At 71.3% G+C, this 17,151-nt stretch carries 19 protein-coding genes; 13 read left to right on the plus strand and 6 right to left on the minus strand.

The window, feature by feature from the left end:
- The first annotated feature begins 24 nt into the window (after window positions 1-24).
- A complete protein-coding gene (locus ACFXKG_RS13345; protein ID WP_384836790.1) occupies window positions 25-1,146 on the plus strand; it encodes a DUF5937 family protein in 1,122 nt (373 codons plus the stop codon).
- A gap of 180 nt (window positions 1,147-1,326) precedes the next feature.
- On the opposite strand, the gene ACFXKG_RS13350 is transcribed toward ACFXKG_RS13345, so the two are convergent.
- The 3 genes from ACFXKG_RS13350 to ACFXKG_RS13360 all read right to left on the minus strand — a co-directional run bounded on the left by ACFXKG_RS13350 (window position 1,327) and on the right by ACFXKG_RS13360 (window position 2,862).
- A complete protein-coding gene (locus ACFXKG_RS13350; RefSeq protein ID WP_384836793.1) occupies window positions 1,327-1,776 on the minus strand; it encodes a spore-associated protein in 450 nt (149 codons plus the stop codon).
- 224 nt (window positions 1,777-2,000) lie between these two features.
- Entirely contained in the window at window positions 2,001-2,411 is a 411-nt protein-coding gene (locus ACFXKG_RS13355) for a VOC family protein (RefSeq protein ID WP_384836796.1), read from the minus strand.
- 10 nt (window positions 2,412-2,421) lie between these two features.
- Window positions 2,422-2,862: a helix-turn-helix transcriptional regulator gene (locus tag ACFXKG_RS13360; protein WP_384836799.1), complete on the minus strand. Its 441-nt coding sequence runs from the start codon at window positions 2,860-2,862 to the stop codon at window positions 2,422-2,424.
- 157 nt (window positions 2,863-3,019) lie between these two features.
- Here ACFXKG_RS13360 and ACFXKG_RS13365 point away from each other — a divergent pair, with 157 nt between their 5' ends.
- Window positions 3,020-3,592 carry a hypothetical protein gene (locus ACFXKG_RS13365; RefSeq protein ID WP_384836802.1) on the plus strand — a complete coding sequence of 191 codons (573 nt, stop codon included), beginning with the start codon at window positions 3,020-3,022 and terminating at the stop codon, window positions 3,590-3,592.
- A 51-nt stretch (window positions 3,593-3,643) separates the two neighbouring features.
- Here the strand turns inward: ACFXKG_RS13365 and ACFXKG_RS13370 are convergent, their stop codons facing one another.
- Window positions 3,644-4,150 (minus strand): cupin domain-containing protein, encoded by a 507-nt coding sequence (locus ACFXKG_RS13370; protein WP_384836805.1) that lies wholly within the window; start codon window positions 4,148-4,150, stop codon window positions 3,644-3,646.
- Window positions 4,151-4,289: 139 nt separating this feature from the next.
- Here ACFXKG_RS13370 and ACFXKG_RS13375 point away from each other — a divergent pair, with 139 nt between their 5' ends.
- The 10 genes from ACFXKG_RS13375 to ssuE all read left to right on the plus strand — a co-directional run bounded on the left by ACFXKG_RS13375 (window position 4,290) and on the right by ssuE (window position 14,336).
- A complete protein-coding gene (locus tag ACFXKG_RS13375) occupies window positions 4,290-4,724 on the plus strand; it encodes an RrF2 family transcriptional regulator (RefSeq protein ID WP_384836808.1) in 435 nt (144 codons plus the stop codon).
- Window positions 4,721-5,638, plus strand: coding sequence for a DsbA family protein (locus ACFXKG_RS13380; protein WP_384836811.1), 918 nt, complete (start codon window positions 4,721-4,723; stop codon window positions 5,636-5,638). The genes ACFXKG_RS13375 and ACFXKG_RS13380 overlap by 4 nt, the downstream gene beginning before the upstream one ends.
- Window positions 5,639-6,149: 511 nt before the next feature.
- Entirely contained in the window at window positions 6,150-7,697 is a 1,548-nt protein-coding gene (locus ACFXKG_RS13385) for an ABC transporter substrate-binding protein (protein ID WP_384836814.1), read from the plus strand.
- Window positions 7,698-7,771: 74 nt separating this feature from the next.
- Entirely contained in the window at window positions 7,772-8,812 is a 1,041-nt protein-coding gene (locus tag ACFXKG_RS13390; RefSeq protein ID WP_384836817.1) for an ABC transporter permease, read from the plus strand.
- 2 nt (window positions 8,813-8,814) lie between these two features.
- Window positions 8,815-9,702: an ABC transporter permease gene (locus tag ACFXKG_RS13395; RefSeq protein WP_384836821.1), complete on the plus strand. Its 888-nt coding sequence runs from the start codon at window positions 8,815-8,817 to the stop codon at window positions 9,700-9,702.
- The gene (locus ACFXKG_RS13400) at window positions 9,702-10,664 is read left to right on the plus strand and encodes an ABC transporter ATP-binding protein (RefSeq protein ID WP_384836825.1); all 963 of its coding nucleotides are present in this window, start codon (window positions 9,702-9,704) and stop codon (window positions 10,662-10,664) included. The genes ACFXKG_RS13395 and ACFXKG_RS13400 overlap by 1 nt, the downstream gene beginning before the upstream one ends.
- The gene (locus ACFXKG_RS13405) at window positions 10,661-11,533 is read left to right on the plus strand and encodes an ABC transporter ATP-binding protein (protein WP_384836828.1); all 873 of its coding nucleotides are present in this window, start codon (window positions 10,661-10,663) and stop codon (window positions 11,531-11,533) included. The genes ACFXKG_RS13400 and ACFXKG_RS13405 overlap by 4 nt, the downstream gene beginning before the upstream one ends.
- 51 nt (window positions 11,534-11,584) lie before the next feature.
- Window positions 11,585-12,922, plus strand: coding sequence for an NtaA/DmoA family FMN-dependent monooxygenase (locus ACFXKG_RS13410; RefSeq protein ID WP_384836831.1), 1,338 nt, complete (start codon window positions 11,585-11,587; stop codon window positions 12,920-12,922).
- Between the two features lies 1 nt (window position 12,923).
- Window positions 12,924-13,691: an alpha/beta hydrolase gene (locus tag ACFXKG_RS13415; RefSeq protein ID WP_384836834.1), complete on the plus strand. Its 768-nt coding sequence runs from the start codon at window positions 12,924-12,926 to the stop codon at window positions 13,689-13,691.
- Window positions 13,692-13,778: 87 nt separating this feature from the next.
- The gene (ssuE, locus tag ACFXKG_RS13420; RefSeq protein ID WP_384836837.1) at window positions 13,779-14,336 is read left to right on the plus strand and encodes an NADPH-dependent FMN reductase; all 558 of its coding nucleotides are present in this window, start codon (window positions 13,779-13,781) and stop codon (window positions 14,334-14,336) included.
- Between the two features lie 25 nt (window positions 14,337-14,361).
- Here the strand turns inward: ssuE and ACFXKG_RS13425 are convergent, their stop codons facing one another.
- Window positions 14,362-15,816 (minus strand): glyceraldehyde-3-phosphate dehydrogenase, encoded by a 1,455-nt coding sequence (locus tag ACFXKG_RS13425; RefSeq protein WP_384836840.1) that lies wholly within the window; start codon window positions 15,814-15,816, stop codon window positions 14,362-14,364.
- Window positions 15,817-15,936: 120 nt separating this feature from the next.
- Between ACFXKG_RS13425 and ACFXKG_RS13430 the strand changes: the two genes are divergently transcribed.
- On the plus strand, window positions 15,937-16,362 hold the full coding sequence (locus ACFXKG_RS13430; RefSeq protein ID WP_384836843.1) for an SRPBCC family protein: 426 nt from the start codon (window positions 15,937-15,939) through the stop codon (window positions 16,360-16,362).
- 152 nt (window positions 16,363-16,514) lie between these two features.
- On the opposite strand, the gene ACFXKG_RS13435 is transcribed toward ACFXKG_RS13430, so the two are convergent.
- On the minus strand, window positions 16,515-17,072 hold the full coding sequence (locus tag ACFXKG_RS13435; protein ID WP_384836846.1) for an NAD(P)H-dependent oxidoreductase: 558 nt from the start codon (window positions 17,070-17,072) through the stop codon (window positions 16,515-16,517).
- Window positions 17,073-17,151 lie beyond the last annotated feature (79 nt).

Here is a 17,151-nt window from a genome sequence, read left to right on the forward strand (position 1 = left end):
CCGGGACTGTAGGTCGCGTTCGCCGTGGTGAGCGCGATCGTTACCGCGAGGGCGACAACTGTTGACTACAGTCGTCGGATGCCAGTGCTGCTCGATCTCAGGGGCGCGAAGAGCTCGGACGTGACGATCGGAACGTCACCGATCTCAGAGCTCCAGGCCTGTCTGCACTCGCTGGCCGAACCCGACCACCACCTCGACTCCCAGTCGTGGCTGATGAAGATCGACGCATCGCTGCCGCGGGAACTGCGGCACAGGCTGACGCGGTTCGCGCCGCTCTGGGCACGTCGCCGCTGCCGCCTCCTGCTGCCGCTCAGTCCGCCGCTCGACGTAGAGGTGGAGACGGAGATCGATCGCGTCGCACACCTCCCCGAGCAGGCATTTGTCGAGGCCGCCGCCTACGCGATTCAGGGCGGGTCCTTCGATCCCCGGGGAGCGGTCACGCGGCCGGACGAATTCATCGCGGCGTGCGAGGCGCGCTCGTTCTCCCGCGGCGAGCTGGCACGGTCGTTGACCGACGATCCGGAGGCATTCCGCGGAATTCTCGTCCGGACGCTGGAGGACTCCGTGGAGGAGTTCTTCGCGAAGGAATGGGGGCGTATTCAGTCCCGGCTGCGGGACGAGGCCGACCAGACGCGTTCCCGTTTGCACGGGCTGCCGCTCGCGGAGCTGATCTCCTCGGTGAGCCCGGCGGCGCGGCCGGTGCAGGACGGCAGGGGAGTGCGCTTCGACAAGCTGCAGAACCTGACCGTCCCGCTCCGCGGGAACCATATTTTTCTCGTCCCGAGCGTTCACGGCCGCCCGCACCTCATCGTCCGTGGCGAACCGGGATTCCCGGTGGTGGTGAATTATCCGGTGGCCTGGCGTGGCCAGCCCCCGTCCATCGACGAGGTACGCCGACGACTGACGGTCCTTTCCGACCCGGCGCGCCTGAACCTGTGCCGTCACCTGGTCAACGAGGCGATCACGACGTCGGATCTGGCCCGCCGCACAAATATGACGCGGCCACAGGTCTCCCGGCATCTCGCGCAACTACGCTCCGCAGGGCTGCTGACATCGGAGAGAAGTGGACGGTACGTCTATCACCGCGTCGATGTACAACACCTCATGCAGATCGGTGTGGAACTTCTCCGGGTGATAGTCCGGTGAGGTGCGGGATGTGGATGACGTACGGGTATTTCGATAAGGTGCGGGAATTCGGTGCGGTGCGGAATTTCGATGACGCGTACGCGTGACCGTTCCGAATTGCGTATCGGTTCGTAAGAGTGCCCACTGCGAGATCCCGCGCCACCCGCGGCGCGGGACCTCGCAGCCGGGTGAGGGACCGGATCAGCGGATCTCGGTGACCCGGTGCTCCTTCAGGGAGGCGCAGTTGGAGTTCTCCACCGAGACGTACACGTTGTTGATGCTGCCGCCCCAGCTCACGCAGTGGCCCTTGCCGTAGGCGTACACCGGTCCCGCGTACGACGTGTAGTTGCCGTCGTCCCCGGCCCACTCGTCGGTGTCCGGGACGTAGAGGTACGCGGACACGTACGTGGCCTTGCCCGGGTTGGCGCGGATGGTCGCGACGCAGTTCTTGCCGTTCGACGAGTTGTACGTGAGGTAGACGGTGCCCAGGGAGCTGATGGGCGCCGAGTTGACGGTCTTGTACGCGCTGCCGCAGACGCCCTGTGGTGTGACGTTGGGTGCGGCGGAGGCGGTCGTGGCGACCGCGGTCGTGGTGCCCAGCGCCAGTGCGGTTAACGCCCCGGCGACCGCGATGTTGCGCTTGATTCTCATATCTCCCCTTTGTATCCCTGAGAGCGGGTTGCTCCTACTTGATGTGACCCGCGAGCGGCACGGATGGTTGCGCCGGATTCACGGGGAGATGTTGGCTTCGGTCGCCGGAAGCCGGCGGGATACCGCTCCGCGCGCGGGGAGGGGCGGCACGGCGGAGAGGGCTTCGCCGGACGGCCCGGGGAAGCCCTCTCCGGCGTCGCCGCCGTACAGCGTTTCCGTCGCCGCTATCCCTTCGGCGCCTGCGAGATCCGCACCATGTTGCCCGAGGGGTCGCGGAACGCGCAGTCGCGGGGACCCCAGGGCTGGTCCATGGGCTCCTGCAGCACCTCGGCGCCGGAGGTGCGCACGTTCTCGAAGGTCGCGTCGAGATCGTCGGCGCGGAAGACGGTCATGGGCAGGACACCCTTGGTGAGCAGTTCCTGCAGGGCGTCGCCGTCGGCCTGGGACCGGCCGGCGTGGGGTTCCGAGATCACGATCTCAAGGCCGGGCTGGGCCGGGCTGCCGAGCGTGACCCAGCGGAAGCCGCCGGAGGCGACGTCGTTGCGCACTTCGAGGCCGAGTGCGTCGCGGTAGAAGCCGAGCGCCTCGTCGGGATCGTTGACGGTGATGTGGCAGTACTGGAGTGCGATGGTCATGGGATCCACGCTAGGCGGCGGCCTCGCCGCCCGCTTCTCGAATCCTGCTCGGTGTGTTTCTGGCCGGCCGTGTGCACGCCTTCGCCACACACGGGGGCATCGCCGACACCGCGTGATGCTCCCGGCCGCGGTAGGCGCTGGGGGTCTCCCCCACGAGTTCGGTGAAACGCGAACTGAACGAGCCGAGCGAGGTACAGCCGACCGCCATGCACGCCTCGGTCACCGTGGCACCCGCCCGCAGCAGCGCCATCGCCCGCTCGACCCGGCGGGTCATGAGATAGCTGTAAGGGGTCTCGCCGTAGGCCGCCCGGAACTGCCGCGAGAAGTGCGCCGGCGACATCAGCGCGTGGCGGGCCATCGTCGGTACGTCGAGCGGACGGGCGTACTCCCGGTCGATCAGATCCCGCGCCCGCCGCAGATGCGCCAGGTTGGCGAGATCGTGCGAGTCCATGCGCCGAGGCTACCACCGGGCCCGGAGAGCACTGCTGACCTGCGAGAACGTGCAGTAATACGCCGCGCCGCCGCCGCGCTACACCTCCGCCACGACCGTCACGAGGTCCCGGCACACCACCCGCGGCCGGTCCGCCTCCAACAACCCGCGCTTCGCCGTGGAACGTCTGGCCGTCGCGCGTACCGACATCGCCGAGGATCCGGTCGCGACACACCGCAGTTCCCGGGTGGCGGGGCCCAACAGCTCCAAGTGGAACTCGTCCGCGAACGAGGGTCTCGCCCGCGATCACGATCTCTCGGCCGACGGCCGGGTCAGTCTGCACGCCGTGGCCCGCCGGGCGTTGCGCGAGGAGCTCGCCGTCCAGGGGTCCGACGCGGTCGACCTCGAACTCCTCGGCTTCGGCCTCGATGTGCGCAACAACCAGTGGGCGGCGTTCTTCCGGGCGGTCCTCACCGACCTCACGGAGGAGGATCTCCGCACGCGGTGGAGCCGTGGCATCGAGGACAGGTGGGAGCACGACGGCCACGCGTTCGTCCCGGCGGACCCGGAGAGCGTCCTGCGGTTCCTGCTGGACGAGCCCGCCGAGCGGTGGACCCCGTGCGCCCCGGCGCTCTTCCATCTCGCGCTGGTCCGCGCGGCGATCCGCGCGCGCGACGGCAGCCCGGAGGGCCGGTTCGAGGTCGAGGCGATCGAGCGCCGGGTGGTACGGGAGCGGGAGTACGGCGCGTAGGGCCCCTCCCCCGCCGGGCCCGGCCGCGAACGCCGCGCCCCGGCGGGACCGTCAGGCGTCGTCGGCCGGAAGCGCGTACAGCCGCGGGAGGTTGACGACGATCGCCTCCTGGGTGCTGCGGGCGATGACGACCACGGCCTCCTCGGCCGGGTCGGGGTTCTCCTCGCGGTGCGGCACGAACGGGGGGACGAAGATGTAGTCACCGGGGGACGTGCGGAGCCGCACCTCCTCCGGCCGCGGACCCGAGTCGTCGAGGAAGACGAACTCGGGGTGTCCGCCGACGACGTAGATGGCGGTCTCGGACTCCCCGTGGTGATGGTCGGAGGAGGAGGTCGAGGGGGCGACATGGGTCTGGCCCATCCACAGCTTCTCGGAGCCCACCGTCCTTCCGCTGACGGCGGCGAACCTCCGCATACCCGTGGTCTGCGCCGTGTCGCCGTCCAGCGCGTCGGCGCGGATGTGGTGCAGACGGGTGCCCAGGGGCGCCGCCGACCGCTCGGCGGAACCGTGGAGATGGGGGTGGAAACCTTCGCCGGGGGTGGTCAGCGGCTCGCTCATGGTGGGCGACGCTAGAGCCGCCGGGAAAAGGATGTCAAGAGGTGTCCATTACCTTTCACCTGCGGCAATGTTCCCGCAATGGAGGGAGGGAAGCGCGAGGGGCCCTCGCCCCGGGCATCTCGTCGGGCATGATGTGGATATGCATATCTCCGCGAAGGCGGACTACGCCGCGCGGGCCCTGCTGGAGCTCGCCCGCGAACCTGCCCGCCCGCTCACGTGCGAGGCCATCGCCTCCGCACAGCAGATCCCGTTCCGGTTCCTGAAGTCCGTGGTGGGTGAGCTGCGCAGAGCCGGTCTGGTGCGCAGCCAGCGCGGCTGCGAGGGCGGGTACTGGCTCGGCCGGCCCGCCGACGGGATCACGCTTCTGGACGTGGTGCGCGCCGTGGACGGCGAGTTGCTCTCCCTGCGGGGCGAGCCGCTGGCCGAACTCGACTACCCCGGTGCGGCCTCCGGGCTGCCCGGCGTCTGGCGCCAGGTCGAGGCGGACGCCGCCGCGCTGCTGGGCGGGACGACGGTTGCCGCGCTGCTGCCCGCCGGGGTGGGCGGGCACACCGGCCGGAAGGGAGCCGCGTGACGGCGCCGCCGGACCGGCCGGCGGTGGAGGTGGTGGAGTACACCGATCCGCTCTGCCCCTGGTCCTGGGGTTCGGAGCCGGTGTTCCGCCGGCTCCGGGCAGCGCTGGCCGGCCGGGCCCGCTGGCGCCGCGTGTACTGCGTCCTCTTCGACCACGACGACGATCCGGCGCCCGATCCGGCGGCGGAGACCGCCTGGTACGCGCGGTATGTCGAGGACATCAGCGGTCACACGCACGCCCCGAGGGCGGTGCGTCTGAGCCGGGTGGCGGCGAGTTCGTGGCCGTCCTCGCTGGTGGCGAAGGCCGCCGAACGGCAGGGCGCCGAGGTCGGCGCGCGCGTGCTGCGCCGGCTGCGGGAGACCGTGTTCGTCCTCGGGGAGCCGGCGGACACCCTCGCGCTGGCGCTGGCGGCGGTACGGGGCGTGCCGGGCCTGGACGGGGAGCGGCTGGCCGGTGACGCGGCGTCGGACGCGGTGCTGGAGGAGGTGCGCGCCGACCGCGCGGAGGCACGCCGGCCGGTGCGCGAGGTGCTGTCCGTGCGCGGCGGATCGCCGCACCCCGGGACCGCCAAGGAGACCCTCGACGGCGGGTTCCGTTACGCGCTGCCGACGCTGCTGGTCCGCACCGCGGCCGGGCATCGCGCCGTTCCGGGCTGGCGGACGTACGAGGAGTACGCCTCGGCCGTCGAGGAGTTGTGCCCGGGGCTGCCGCGGGCTCCCGTGACCCTGCCCGCGGCGGAGGCACTGGCGCGGTACCGGAGCCTGACGGATCCCGAGCGCGGGCCGCTGACGCACGGCCCGTGGCCCGTGGCGGGGGCGGTCCGGGTGGCGACCGGAAACGGTCCGTTGTGGCTGCACGCCGAGGAGGCCGCGACGCACCCGGCCACCGACGGCGGCGCGCCCCTCAGGCCGTGACAGGCCTCTGATCTGCGGTCGGGTCCGTCCCGCCGAATGAGACACCAATTGGTGTCCATTGACACCGGCTGACGGATGGCCCCAGGATGTGCAGCATGCTCACGACGCACCCCGGCGTGGTGTGCCGCTACGTGGACCTGCGGCGCACCTGTAGCGCTCTCTGTCGCTGACCGCCCGCCACCCACGGCTCACGGGCGCCTGACCGCTCCCGCCGGCACCGGTCCGCCTTGTCGCACCGGCCACCGGGCCACGGGCCGCTCGCGCCGCCCTTCTTCTCATGTCGCGCTTCCTCTCCACCCGTACTCCCGTACTCCAGGCCTGCCGCGCGCTTCCGTACTCCCCCGTACTCCCGGCCTCACCGTGAACCCGCCGACGCCTCATGCCCCGGGCGCGGCACGCCATCGTGCGCGCCACGGCACGCACCGGCGTGCCCCTCCGGGTGCCGGACGTGTCAGGCGCGGGGCCGGACCGCTGCCGCACGCGGGCCGGAGCCTTCGAAGAAAGAATTGAGATGTCCGGACGACTCACACCCCGCCGCCCCGCCCGGGGCCTTCGCGCCGCGGCCCTGGGAACCGCCCTGGTCACGGTATTGGTCCCCGCCCTCAGCGCCTGCGGCGGCGACGCCGCGTCGGCGAACGGCGGGGCCACACTGAAGTGGACCTCCTCCTACTTCCCCTCGCACTGGGACCCGGTGGTCGGCGGCAGCGGCGCGCAGTTTCGCGAACTCGCCCTGGTGTACGCGTCGTTGACCCGTACGGACGAGACCGGCAAGGCCGTCCCCGATCTCGCGAAGAGCTGGGAGTACAACGACAAGGGCGACCGGATCACCTTCCACCTGCGCCCCGGGCTGAAGTTCAGCGACGGTGAGCCGGTCGACGGCGCCGCGGTGAAGGCCGCGATCGAACGGGCGAAGAAACAGCGGAACTCGGCGCTCTTCGGCGATCTGACATCGATCAGCTCGGTGGAGGCCGACGGGCTCGACGCGGTGGTCCACCTCAGCCAGGTCGACCACCAGATCCCGCAGCTCCTCGGGCAGCGCGTCCTGCAGATCGCCAGCCCCAAGGCCGCGGCCTCCCCGGAGAAACTGGACCGGGGCCCGGTCGGCGCCGGCCCGTTCACCGTCACGCAGCTCGTCCCCGGCACCAAGGCGGTGCTGAAGAAGAACCCGGACTACTGGGACGCGAAGAACATCCACATCGACAACGTCGAGCTGACCTCGGCCCCCGACGCGTCCACGGTGGTCTCCGGCCTGCAGACCGGCGTCTACAACTTCGCCGACATCGACCCGAGCCAGGCACGGGCCGCCAAGAAGGCGGGCCTCGACGTCTTCGTCCAGCCGGGGTTCAACGCCTCGAACATCAGCCTGAACGTCAACAAGGCACCCTTCGACAACGACAAGGTCGTCGACGCCGTCCGCCATGCGATCAACCGTCAGGAATTCGTCGACAAACTGACCTTCGGCTACGGCGAAGTGACCGACCAGCCGTTCCCGAAGGGGTACGTGGCCTACGACCCACGGTCCGAGAACGCGTACGCCTACGACCCGGCGGCATCGAGAAAACTCCTCGCCGAAGCGGGCTACCGGCCCGGCGAACTCAAGCTGAACCTCGTCATCCCGTCGGAGGATCCCCAGGCGGAGATCGTGCAGTCGCAGCTGGCGAAGGCCGGCATCACCGTCGACATCAAGATCGACAAGAACTGGGCCACCCCGTTCTTCGCCAAGGACCTGGCGTTCTCGCTCTATTCGACCACCGGTCGTGACTCCGCCGCCCAGACCCTCACCGCGCACTTCGGCCCGGACGGTCCGCTCAACCTCAGCTCACCCTACGAGCCGCCGGGCTTCGAGGCGGCCGTGGCCAAGGTCCGCCGCACCCCGCTGGATTCGCCGGAGTACGCGGAGGTCCTGCGGGCGGCCACCCGGGCCGGGCTGGAGAGCCGGGCGCTGGTCTTCACGTACTCCCAGCCGAACCTCATCGCCAAGAGCACATCGGTCTCGGACCTGCCGAAGAACCCCGCCCACATCGACTGGACCGGCGTGACCATCTCCGGCGGCAACTGACCCGCCGTCCACCACGAAGTCACCAGGTTCATCACAGGGCCACCACAGGGTCCACCACAGAGAGGAGGTACATCATGACGACAGCAGAGGCCGAGGCCACGCCCGTTCCCCGGCGCGGGCCCGCGGCGGCGGCGTACGGCCCCAGGGCCCGGCAGGTGCTGGGCCGTGTCCTGGTCACGCTCGCCCGGTCGGTCGCGATCTTCGTGCCGGTCTTCCTGGTCGCGACGTTCGTGACGTTCGCGCTGCGGTCACTGAGCGGGCTCAGTCCGGCGCGGATCCAGCTGGGCGAGGAGGCGACACCCGAGGCGATCGCCAGGGTAGAGGCCCAGTGGGGTCTCGACCGGCCCTTCCTGACGCAGTACGGGGACTGGTTCACCGGTGTCCTGCACGGACAGCTCGGTACCAGCTGGACCAACGGGGCCGACATCTCCACCCTCATCGGCCTCGGCCTGGGGGTGAGTCTGTCGGTGGCGGCCCTCGCGCTGCTCATCGGTGTGGTCGTGGGCTTCGCCCTCGGCACGGTCGCGGCGCTGCGGCGCACCACCTGGGTGGACCGCGCCGTCACCGGCTTCGTCACGGTGATATCGGTGATGCCAGCCTTCGTCGTCGGCATCGTGCTGGTCGCCGTCTTCGCGGTGGGGCTGGGGCTGTTCCCCTCCGCCGGTTACGTCCCGGTGGAACAGGGCGTGGGCCCGTGGCTCGCCCACATCACGCTGCCCGCCGTCGCGCTGAGCTTCGACGTGATCGCCGATGTGGCCCGCCAGTTGCGCACCAGCCTGATCGCCGCGTACCGCGAGAACTACGTCACGGGCGCGGTGGTACGAGGGCTCGGTACGCGGCGGATCTTCTTCGGCCATGTGCTGCGCAACGGCCTGGGCCCGACGCTCGCGACCCTCGGCCTGAAGTTCCCCGCCCTGGTCGGCGCCTCCGTCGTCACGGAGTGGATCTTCGGTCTGCAGGGTTTCGGCCGGTTCGCCAACGACTCCGCCCAGGCCGGTGACGTACCGGCCGTGCAAGGGGTCCTCGTGGTGTCGATCGTCCTGGTCGTCGCCTTCAACCTGATCGTCGATCTGGTGCTGGCACGGGTGACTCCGGCAGCCCGGCGGGGGGTGTGACCATGGTGCGCCGCGTGCTCTCCCTGACGTCCGGCCGGATCGCCGTGGCCGTCCTCACCGCGATCGCCCTGCTCGCCCTGTTCGGTCCGCTGCTCGCTCCCCAGGACCCGCTGGCCGCCGGTGACAACACCCTGGCCGGCGTCTCGGGCGCCCACTGGCTGGGGACGGACCATCTCGGCCGTGACGTGCTGAGCCGGCTCCTCGACGGTTCCCGTGTCAGTGTGCTCGGCTCGCTCGAAGTCGCGCTCACCGCGCTGGTCGTCGGAGCGATCCCCGGGATCCTCTCGGTCCATCTGGGGCGGGCCTTCGAGTGGATCACCCTGCGGCTGGCCGACACACTCGTCGCGCTGCCGTTCCTGCTGTTCGCCGTCGCCGTCATCGCACTGCTCGGCAACGGCATCACCCAGGCGATGCTCGTCACCGGCGCGCTGGTGTCGCCGCTGTTCTACCGGGTCGCCCGCGCCGCCACGCTGGCCGTGGCCCGCTCGCAGTACGTGGAGGCGGCACTGGTCGCCGGTGCCTCCACCGGCTGGATCGTGCGCCGCCACGTGTGGGCCAAGGTGCTCCCGCCCATCGCGGTCGCGCTCGCGCAGACCATCGGGGTGGGCTTCGTCATCGTGTCGAGCCTGACCTTCCTCGGGATCGGCGTCCAGCCGCCGGCGCCCACGTGGGGCGGACTGCTCGCCTCGGACCTCGGATACCTGAGCCACCGGCCCTGGGCACCGTTCGCCCCCGCCCTGCTGATCATGATCACCGTCTGGGCCTGCAATCTCCTCGCCGACGCGATCCGCGATGTGTCCGGCGAGGCGGGCCGCGCGCTCGTCAACAGCCGCAAGGCCCGTGCCAACCGCCTCGACCAGACCGACCCCGCCCCCGCCGGAGGTGCGTGATGACGACACTGTCCGACCAGCTCGACACCGAATCCGAGGCCGGAGCCGAGGCCGAGGCCGAATCCGAGGCCCACGTCACGGCCCGGGCCACGACGGGCCCCGGGCCCGGGGCCGGGGCCACGGGCGCCGGCAGTCCGGCCGGCCCCGCGGCGCCGGTGCTGTCGGTGCGCGACGTCCGGATCAGCGACCGGGCGGGCGACCGGGAGATCGTCCACGGGGTGAGCTTCACGCTCACGCCCGGCAAGGCGGTCGGCATCGTCGGCGAGTCGGGCAGCGGGAAGACCCTCACCTGCCGCGCCACGCTGGGCATCCTGCCCGCCCACTTCGAGGTGACCGGCGGCTCGATCGAGATCGACGGCAGTGACATCGCGGCCCTGACACCCGCCCGGTGGACGGCGCTGCGGGGTGCCACGATCAGCGCGGTCTTCCAGGACCCGGCGTCCTACCTCAACCCCTCGATCCGGGTGGGCGCGCAGATCGCCGAGGTCATCCGGGTCAAGAAGGGTGTGAAGCGGCGCGAGGCCCGCCGAGAGGCGACCGAGCTGCTGCGCGCGGTGCGTCTGCGCGACGCGGAGCTGGTCCGGGACCAGTACCCCTACGAGCTGTCCGGCGGAATGCTCCAGCGGGTCCTCATCGCGGCGGCGATCGCCGCCGGGCCGCGGATCCTCGTCGCCGACGAGGCCACGACCGCACTCGACGTCACCGTCCAGGCCGAGATCCTCGATCTCCTGGCCGACCTGCGCGAGCGGACCGGGCTGGCGCTCGTCGTGGTCTCCCACGACCTGGCCGTCGTCGCCCAGTTGTGCGACGAGGTCCTGGTCATGCGGGAGGGCGAGGTGGTCGAACACGGCCCGACGCGTGAGGTGCTCCACCGTCCGAGCCACGCGTACACGCGGCTGCTGATCGCCGAGCACGAGCAGTACGGGCTGGAGAAGTTCCTCACCCCCGAGGAGGACGCGTGACCACCGCATTGCCGCGGGAGGAGCCCGCCGGCCGCGGGCGGATCACGGTCCCGGTCCTGCAGGTCAGGGACCTCGATGTGCATTACGGGCGGGGGCGCCGGCGCCGGCGCGCCCTGCACCGGGTCTCGCTGGAGGTCGCGCCGGGCGAGACCGTCGGCATCATCGGCGAGACGGGTTCGGGCAAGTCCACGCTCGCCCGGACCGCCCTCGGCCTGGTGCGCGCCTCGGCGGGGTCGGTGGTCGTCGCCGGGGAGGAGGTCGGCGCGTACGGCCCGCGTCAGTGGCGCGCCCTGCGCCGCCGCGGCGTGATCCAGTACGTCTTCCAGGACCCGCTGCGCAGCCTCGACCCGGACCTCACCGTCGGGACCTCGCTGGCCGAACCGCTGCTCGTCCAGGGCGTGGCGCGCGACGAGGCGGCGCGCCGGGTGCGGGTGTTCCTCGACCGGGTCCGGCTCTCCGAGGATCTGCTCGACCGGCTGCCCGGGGAGCTCTCGGGTGGCCAGCGCCAGCGGGTCGCGGTGGCCAGGGCGCTGGTCACCGAACCGCGGGTGGTCCTCCTCGACGAGCCGGTCAGCGCCCTGGACTCGGCCAACCGCGTACAGGTCCTGGAGATCCTCAAGGAACTGCGGGCGGCCGGGGTGGCCCTCGTCCTCATCTCCCACGACCTCGGGTCCGTGGCCGGTGTCGCCGACCGGATCGCGGTGCTGTACCAGGGGGAGCTGGTCGAGACCGGTACCGCCCGCGACGTCATCGGCCGCCCGCGCCACCCCTACACACGCCTCCTCGTCAGCTCGGCGCCGACCCTGCGCTCCGGACCGGCCGACCGATCCGAACGCGAGGCCCTGCGCGCCGCCCTGTCGCCCCCCTGAGCCCGACACACGCCACGAGACCTCAGCCCGAGAAGAAGAAGGGAACCCGTCATGTCCCGCACCATCCATCTGGCGCTCCACCCCTACGGTGTCGGCGGCCCCGGCCAGCACGGCCTGTGGAAGGACCCCCGGGTCGCGAAGAACGCCAGCATCGACATCGGCTACTACATCCGCCAGGCCCAGGCCGCCGAACACGCCCTCTTCGACGCCCTGTTCGTCGTCGACAGCCAGTTCATCAACGCCACCTACCCGGCGCACTACCTCAACCGCCTCGAACCGCTGACCCTGTTGTCGGCGGTCGCCACCCACACCCGGCACATCGGGCTGGTGGGCACGGCGAGTTCCACGTACAACTCGCCCTTCAACCTGGCCCGCCGGTTCGCCTCGCTCGACCACATCAGCGGCGGCCGCGCCGGCTGGAACGTCGTCACCAGTTTCGACACCGGCACCTCCAGGAACTACGGGTTCGACGAGCACCTCGACTACGCCACCCGCTACGGCCGCGCCCTGGAGTCCGTGCAGGTCGCCCGCGGGCTGTGGGACTCGTACGAGGAGGACGCCTTCCCCGCCGACGTGGCGGGCAATGTCTTCCTGGACCCGGCCAAACTTCATGAACTGAACCACGTGGGCGAGCACTTCACGGTCGCCGGGCCGCTGAACCTCTCCCGCTCCCCGCAGGGTCAGCCGGTGATCTTCCAGGCCGGGGTCTCCGAGGAGGGCCGTGATCTCGCCGCGCGGGTCGCCGAGGGCATCTACGCGCCGGGCGGCACCCTGGAGCAGGCGCGGGAGTACTACGCCGACATCAAGCGGCGCACCGCGTCGTACGGCCGCGACCCCGACCACATCAAGATCTTCATCCACGGCGGACCGGTCGTCGCGGCCACGGACGGGGAGGCCCGGCGGCGCGAACGGGAGATCTTCGAGGAGGACAACGACTTCGACCGGAATCTCGCCCTGCTCGGCCGCTCCTGCGGCGCGTACGACTTCCGTGCGCACGACCTGGACGCGCCCTTCCCCGACGTGGTGCACCTCGCCGAGAAGGGCGGCCGCACCGGCGCCGCCAGGATCATCGAGCGGGCCCGGACCGAGGGACTGACGTTGCGTCAGGTCGCCGAGTCCGTCGCCCAGTTCCGCCGTTCGCCGTTCGTGGGGGCGCCGGGGACCGTCGCCGACACCATCGAGCAGTGGTTCGCCGCGGGCGCCTTCGACGGCATCAACCTCGCCTTCCGCACCGACGACGACCTCGGCCTCTTCGTCGAGGGCGTCGTGCCGATCCTCCAGCGGCGCGGCCTGTTCCGCACCGAGTACGCGGCGGAGACCCTGCGCGGCAACCTCGGCCTGCCCGTCCCGCCCAACCGGCACACCGAGCCCGTATCCGCGGGAGTGTGACATGACCCGGTACGCCGACCACCACGGCCCCGAGGGGCTGCGCACCCGCGGCACCGTCCTCGTCGTTCCCGGCCGCGGTGAGACCCCGGCCACCTACGCCCGCTTCGGCAGGCGGCTCGCCGCCGACGCCTACCGCGTCCGGGTGGTCGAGACCCCGGTCCTCGACGCCGGTGACCCGGCCGCCTCCCTGGACCGGCTCGCCGTCCAACTCTCCGACGCCGTCGAGGACACCGGGCCGCCGGACGGCGCCGCACGGCCCGTCGTCCTCGTCGGGGCCGACTCGGGGGCCGCCGCCCTCGCCGCGCTCCTCGGCCGGGCGGGTGCTCCGGTCGTCCGGCCGCCGGACGCCCTCGTCCTCGCGGGCCTGCCCGGCCGGACCGGCGGCACCGCCGGCGCCTGGGACCGCGAGCTCGACGTCCGCACCGCCTGCCCCGCTCACCGCGGGGTGCTCACCCAGGATCCCCGGGTCCGGCGGGGCGCGCTCGACGAGGCGGTGCCGGAGTCCCTGCTGGCCGCCGCCGACGAGGGCGAGGTCACGGTCCCGGTGCTCCTCCTCACCGGCGACGCCGATCCTCTCGCCGATCACGAGGCGCTCGTACGGACCGCGACGTCATGGCCGCGCGCCCGGCTCTCGGTCGTCCACGGCGCCCACCACGATGTCCTCAACGATCTCCAGCACCGCTCGGTGGCGGCCGAGGTCGTCACCTTCCTGGAGACGCTGCGCAACGAACTGCGGCCGCTGATCACGGTGCGGTCCAGCCCGTGGTGAGCCCCTGGTGAGCGCCCGGCAGGGGGCACCACCCGGCCCCGCCCGCCCGCTCCGTACGTACGAACCCCGAACCCGGAAGGTCTTGCCATGGCCGTCATCCTGTCCGTCTCCGGAAGCCCCTCCCCCACCTCCCGCACCACCCGGCTCCTGCGTCACCTGGACGACCGGCTCCGCCGCCAGGGCCACGACGTGACCCCGTTCGAGGTGCGCACCCTCCCCGCCGACGCGCTGCTCGGCGCCGACTTCGGCCATCCGGCGATCGTCGCCGCCACGGCCCTGTTCGAACAGGCCGACGGGGTGGTGATCGGCACTCCCGTGTACAAGGCCGCGTACTCGGGACTGCTGAAGTCGCTGCTCGACCTGCTCCCCCAGTACGCGCTGGCCGGCAAGACCGTGCTGCCGCTGGCGACCGGCGGCAGCACGGCCCATGTCCTGGCCATCGACTACGCCCTGCGCCCGGTGCTGAGTTCCATGGGCGCGGGGCACATCGTGCCCGGCTGGTTCACCCTCGACAAGGACATCACCGCCGGCGGCGAGGGCGGCGCCGTCGTCGCGCCCGCCGCCGCTCAGGCGCTGGCGCAGGTCACGGACCAGTTCTCGGCCGCGCTGGGAGGCCGTACGACCGTGCTCGCGCCGACCGGGTGAGCACGGCCGGCCCGGGCGCCCCGGGTCAGACGGCCGGGGCCGGGTAGGTCGGGTACTCCACCCCGGAGACGTGCTGCACGACGCGGATGACCTGGCAGGAGTAGCCGAACTCGTTGTCGTACCAGAGGTAGAGGATCGCGTTGTCGCCGTCGACCTTGGTGGCGCCGGCGTCGACGATCGAGGCGTGGCGCGAGCCGATGAAGTCGCTCGACACCGCGTCGGGGGCGCTGATGAAGTCGATCTGGCGCTTGAGCGGCGAGGTGAGCGAGACCTCCCGGAGGTGGTCGAGGACCTCCTCGCGGGTGGTCTCGCGCCCGAGCCGCAGGCTGAGGATCGCGATCGAGACGTCCGGCACCGGGACCCGGATCGAGCTGCCGGTGATCGGTGCGTCGAGGTCGGGCAGCGCCTTGGCGACGGCGGAGGCGGCGCCGGTCTCGGTGATGACCATGTTGAGCGCCGCCGAGCGGCCGCGGCGGTCGGACCCGTGGTAATTGTCCAGCAGGTTCTGGTCGTTGGTGTACGAGTGGACGGTCTCGACGTGGCCGCGCAGGACGCCGTACTCGTCCGCCATCGCCTTCAGCGGCGGGACGATCGCGTTGGTGGTGCAGGACGCGCAGGACAGGATCCGCTCGTCCGGCTTGACCGTGTCGTGGTTGACGCCGTGGACGACGTTGGGGACGTCGCCCTTGCCGGGCGCGGTCAGGACGACCTTGGCGATGCCGGGGCGCAGGTGCTTCGACAGGCCCTCGCGGTCGCGCCACCTGCCGGTGTTGTCGATGAGGATGGCGTCCTTGATGCCGTATGCCGTGTAGTCCACCGACGTGGGGTCGTCGGAGTAGATCATCTTGATCTCGTTGCCGTTGGCGATGATCCTGCTGTTCGCCTCGTCGACGCTGATCGTGCCCTGGAACTGGCCGTGGATGGAGTCCCGGCGCAGCAGCGAGGCGCGCTTGACGAGGTCGTCGGCGGCCCGGCCGACGCCCTGGCGGACGACGATGGCGCGCAGCCGCAGGCCGTTGCCGGAGCCGGCCTTCTCGATGAGCAGGCGGGCGACGAGGCGGCCGATGCGGCCGAAGCCGTAGAGGACGACGTCCCGCGGGGCGCGGCGCTCGGTCTTGTTGGCGCCGGTGGCTCCGGCCACGGCCTCGGCGGTGAACTCGGCGACGGAGAGCCCGCGGTCGTCGCTCCGGTACGTCGCGGCGAGCATGCCGAGGTCGATCTGGGAAGGACCGAGATCGAGCGTGGTGAGCGCTTCCAGGAACGGCAGCGTGTCGGTGACCGAGAGTTCCTCGCCGGCGATCTGCCGGGCGAACCGGTGGGTCTTGAGAATGCTGACGACCGATTTGTTCACCAGGGAGCGGCTGTGGAGCAGGACCGTGACGTCCCGCTCGCGATGCAGCTTCCCGATGATCGGGATCATCGATTCCGCGATCCTCTCGCGGTTGTTCCAGTTGGTGAACGAATCCTCAATGACAGTCACAGACACATCTTTCGAGCTAGGAGGCGCTCATATGTTAACCCACCGATTGTTCGACCCTTCGAACGGAGATGACCGATTCGTTCAAGACCACGGCACCGGAGGCTCGGTACCGTCACGGCCATGGAGAGCTTCGCCGCGGAGTCGCGGCACATCGGCACGCATATCGACCGCCCCGCCGAGGTGGTGTACGACTACGCCTCGGACCCCGCCCATCTGCCCGAGTGGGCGCGGGGGCTGGGGGACTCCATCGAGAGGATCGACGGGCAGTGGATCGCGGAATCGTCGCCCATGGGGCGGGTCGTGGTCGCGTTCGCGCCCCCGAACGAGTTCGGCGTGCTCGATCACGATGTCACGCTGCCCTCGGGCGAGACCGTCCACAATCCGTTTCGGGTGATCGCCGACGGCATCGGGTGCGAGGTGGTCTTCACGCTGCGCCGGGCGCCGGGAATGAGTGACGAGGAGTTCCGGCGCGACGCGGAGACGGTGTCCGCCGATCTCACGCGGCTGAAACGGGTGCTGGAGCGGGGCGGCGACCGGTCCGGGTGAACCCCGCTTCGCCCCTCGGAGGGGATTCACCCTGAGGGGATACGACCGGAGGGGATACGACACCGCCCCGCGCCGGTGGTCCGGTGCGGGGCGGGGCGTGCGGGTGACGGAGGAGGCGCCGGCGGCGCGGGGTGCCGGACGCCGATGCCGGGTCAGGCGGCCACGGGGGTGGCGGAGGCGAGCTGGGCGAGGATCGCGGGGAGCTGCTCGGTGACCTCGGCGTCGTCCTGCGGGTGCAGTTCCGCGAAGCGGACCACGGAGCCGGGGATGGAGAGCTTCGCGTCGCCCAGGACCGCGCTGCCCGCGATACCGAGGGCCTTGCGGGCCTCGTCCTGGGCCCAGACGCCGCCGAACTGGCCGTAGGCGGTGCCGACGACGGCGGCCGGCCTGCCGGTCAGCGCGCCCGCGCCGAAGGGGCGGGACAGCCAGTCGATGGCGTTCTTCAGCACGGCGGGGATGGTGCCGTTGTACTCCGGCGAGAACAGCAGGAAGGCGTCCGCCTGTCCGGCGGCCTCACGCAGGGCGGCGGCACCGGCGGGGACAGCGCCCTCGACGTCGATGTCCTCGTTGTAGAAGGGGACCTCGGCGAGACCCTCGTAGAGGACGACCTCGACACCCGCGGGGGCGAGCTTGACGGCGGCCTCGGCGAGCTGGCGGTTGTGCGAACCGGCACGCAGGCTGCCGACGAGGGCGAGGACACGTACAGACATGACGGGCTCCTGAGCAGAGTGGGGGAGATCGAAGTGGACCACGGTCCGCTTCGTTTCCCTCATTAAACACCCCAAGCGG

The organism is Streptomyces sp. NPDC059255 (assembly GCF_042752355.1).
Classification (GTDB): Bacteria; Actinomycetota; Actinomycetes; order Streptomycetales; family Streptomycetaceae; genus Streptomyces.

Excerpts from the sequence above, each read along its gene's own strand:
- ACFXKG_RS13350 (WP_384836793.1), bottom strand. The coding sequence starts at position 1,776 with ATGAGAATCAAGCGCAACATCGCGGTCGCCGGGGCGTTAACCGCACTG.
- ACFXKG_RS13355 (WP_384836796.1), bottom strand. The coding sequence starts at position 2,411 with ATGACCATCGCACTCCAGTACTGCCACATCACCGTCAACGATCCCGAC.
- ACFXKG_RS13360 (WP_384836799.1), bottom strand. The coding sequence starts at position 2,862 with ATGGACTCGCACGATCTCGCCAACCTGGCGCATCTGCGGCGGGCGCGG.
- ACFXKG_RS13370 (WP_384836805.1), bottom strand. The coding sequence starts at position 4,150 with ATGAGCGAGCCGCTGACCACCCCCGGCGAAGGTTTCCACCCCCATCTC.
- ACFXKG_RS13375 (WP_384836808.1), top strand. The coding sequence starts at position 4,290 with ATGCATATCTCCGCGAAGGCGGACTACGCCGCGCGGGCCCTGCTGGAG.
- ACFXKG_RS13385 (WP_384836814.1), top strand. The coding sequence starts at position 6,150 with ATGTCCGGACGACTCACACCCCGCCGCCCCGCCCGGGGCCTTCGCGCC.
- ACFXKG_RS13390 (WP_384836817.1), top strand. The coding sequence starts at position 7,772 with ATGACGACAGCAGAGGCCGAGGCCACGCCCGTTCCCCGGCGCGGGCCC.
- ACFXKG_RS13395 (WP_384836821.1), top strand. The coding sequence starts at position 8,815 with ATGGTGCGCCGCGTGCTCTCCCTGACGTCCGGCCGGATCGCCGTGGCC.
- ACFXKG_RS13400 (WP_384836825.1), top strand. The coding sequence starts at position 9,702 with ATGACGACACTGTCCGACCAGCTCGACACCGAATCCGAGGCCGGAGCC.
- ACFXKG_RS13410 (WP_384836831.1), top strand. The coding sequence starts at position 11,585 with ATGTCCCGCACCATCCATCTGGCGCTCCACCCCTACGGTGTCGGCGGC.
- ACFXKG_RS13415 (WP_384836834.1), top strand. The coding sequence starts at position 12,924 with ATGACCCGGTACGCCGACCACCACGGCCCCGAGGGGCTGCGCACCCGC.
- ssuE (WP_384836837.1), top strand. The coding sequence starts at position 13,779 with ATGGCCGTCATCCTGTCCGTCTCCGGAAGCCCCTCCCCCACCTCCCGC.
- ACFXKG_RS13430 (WP_384836843.1), top strand. The coding sequence starts at position 15,937 with ATGGAGAGCTTCGCCGCGGAGTCGCGGCACATCGGCACGCATATCGAC.
- ACFXKG_RS13435 (WP_384836846.1), bottom strand. The coding sequence starts at position 17,072 with ATGTCTGTACGTGTCCTCGCCCTCGTCGGCAGCCTGCGTGCCGGTTCG.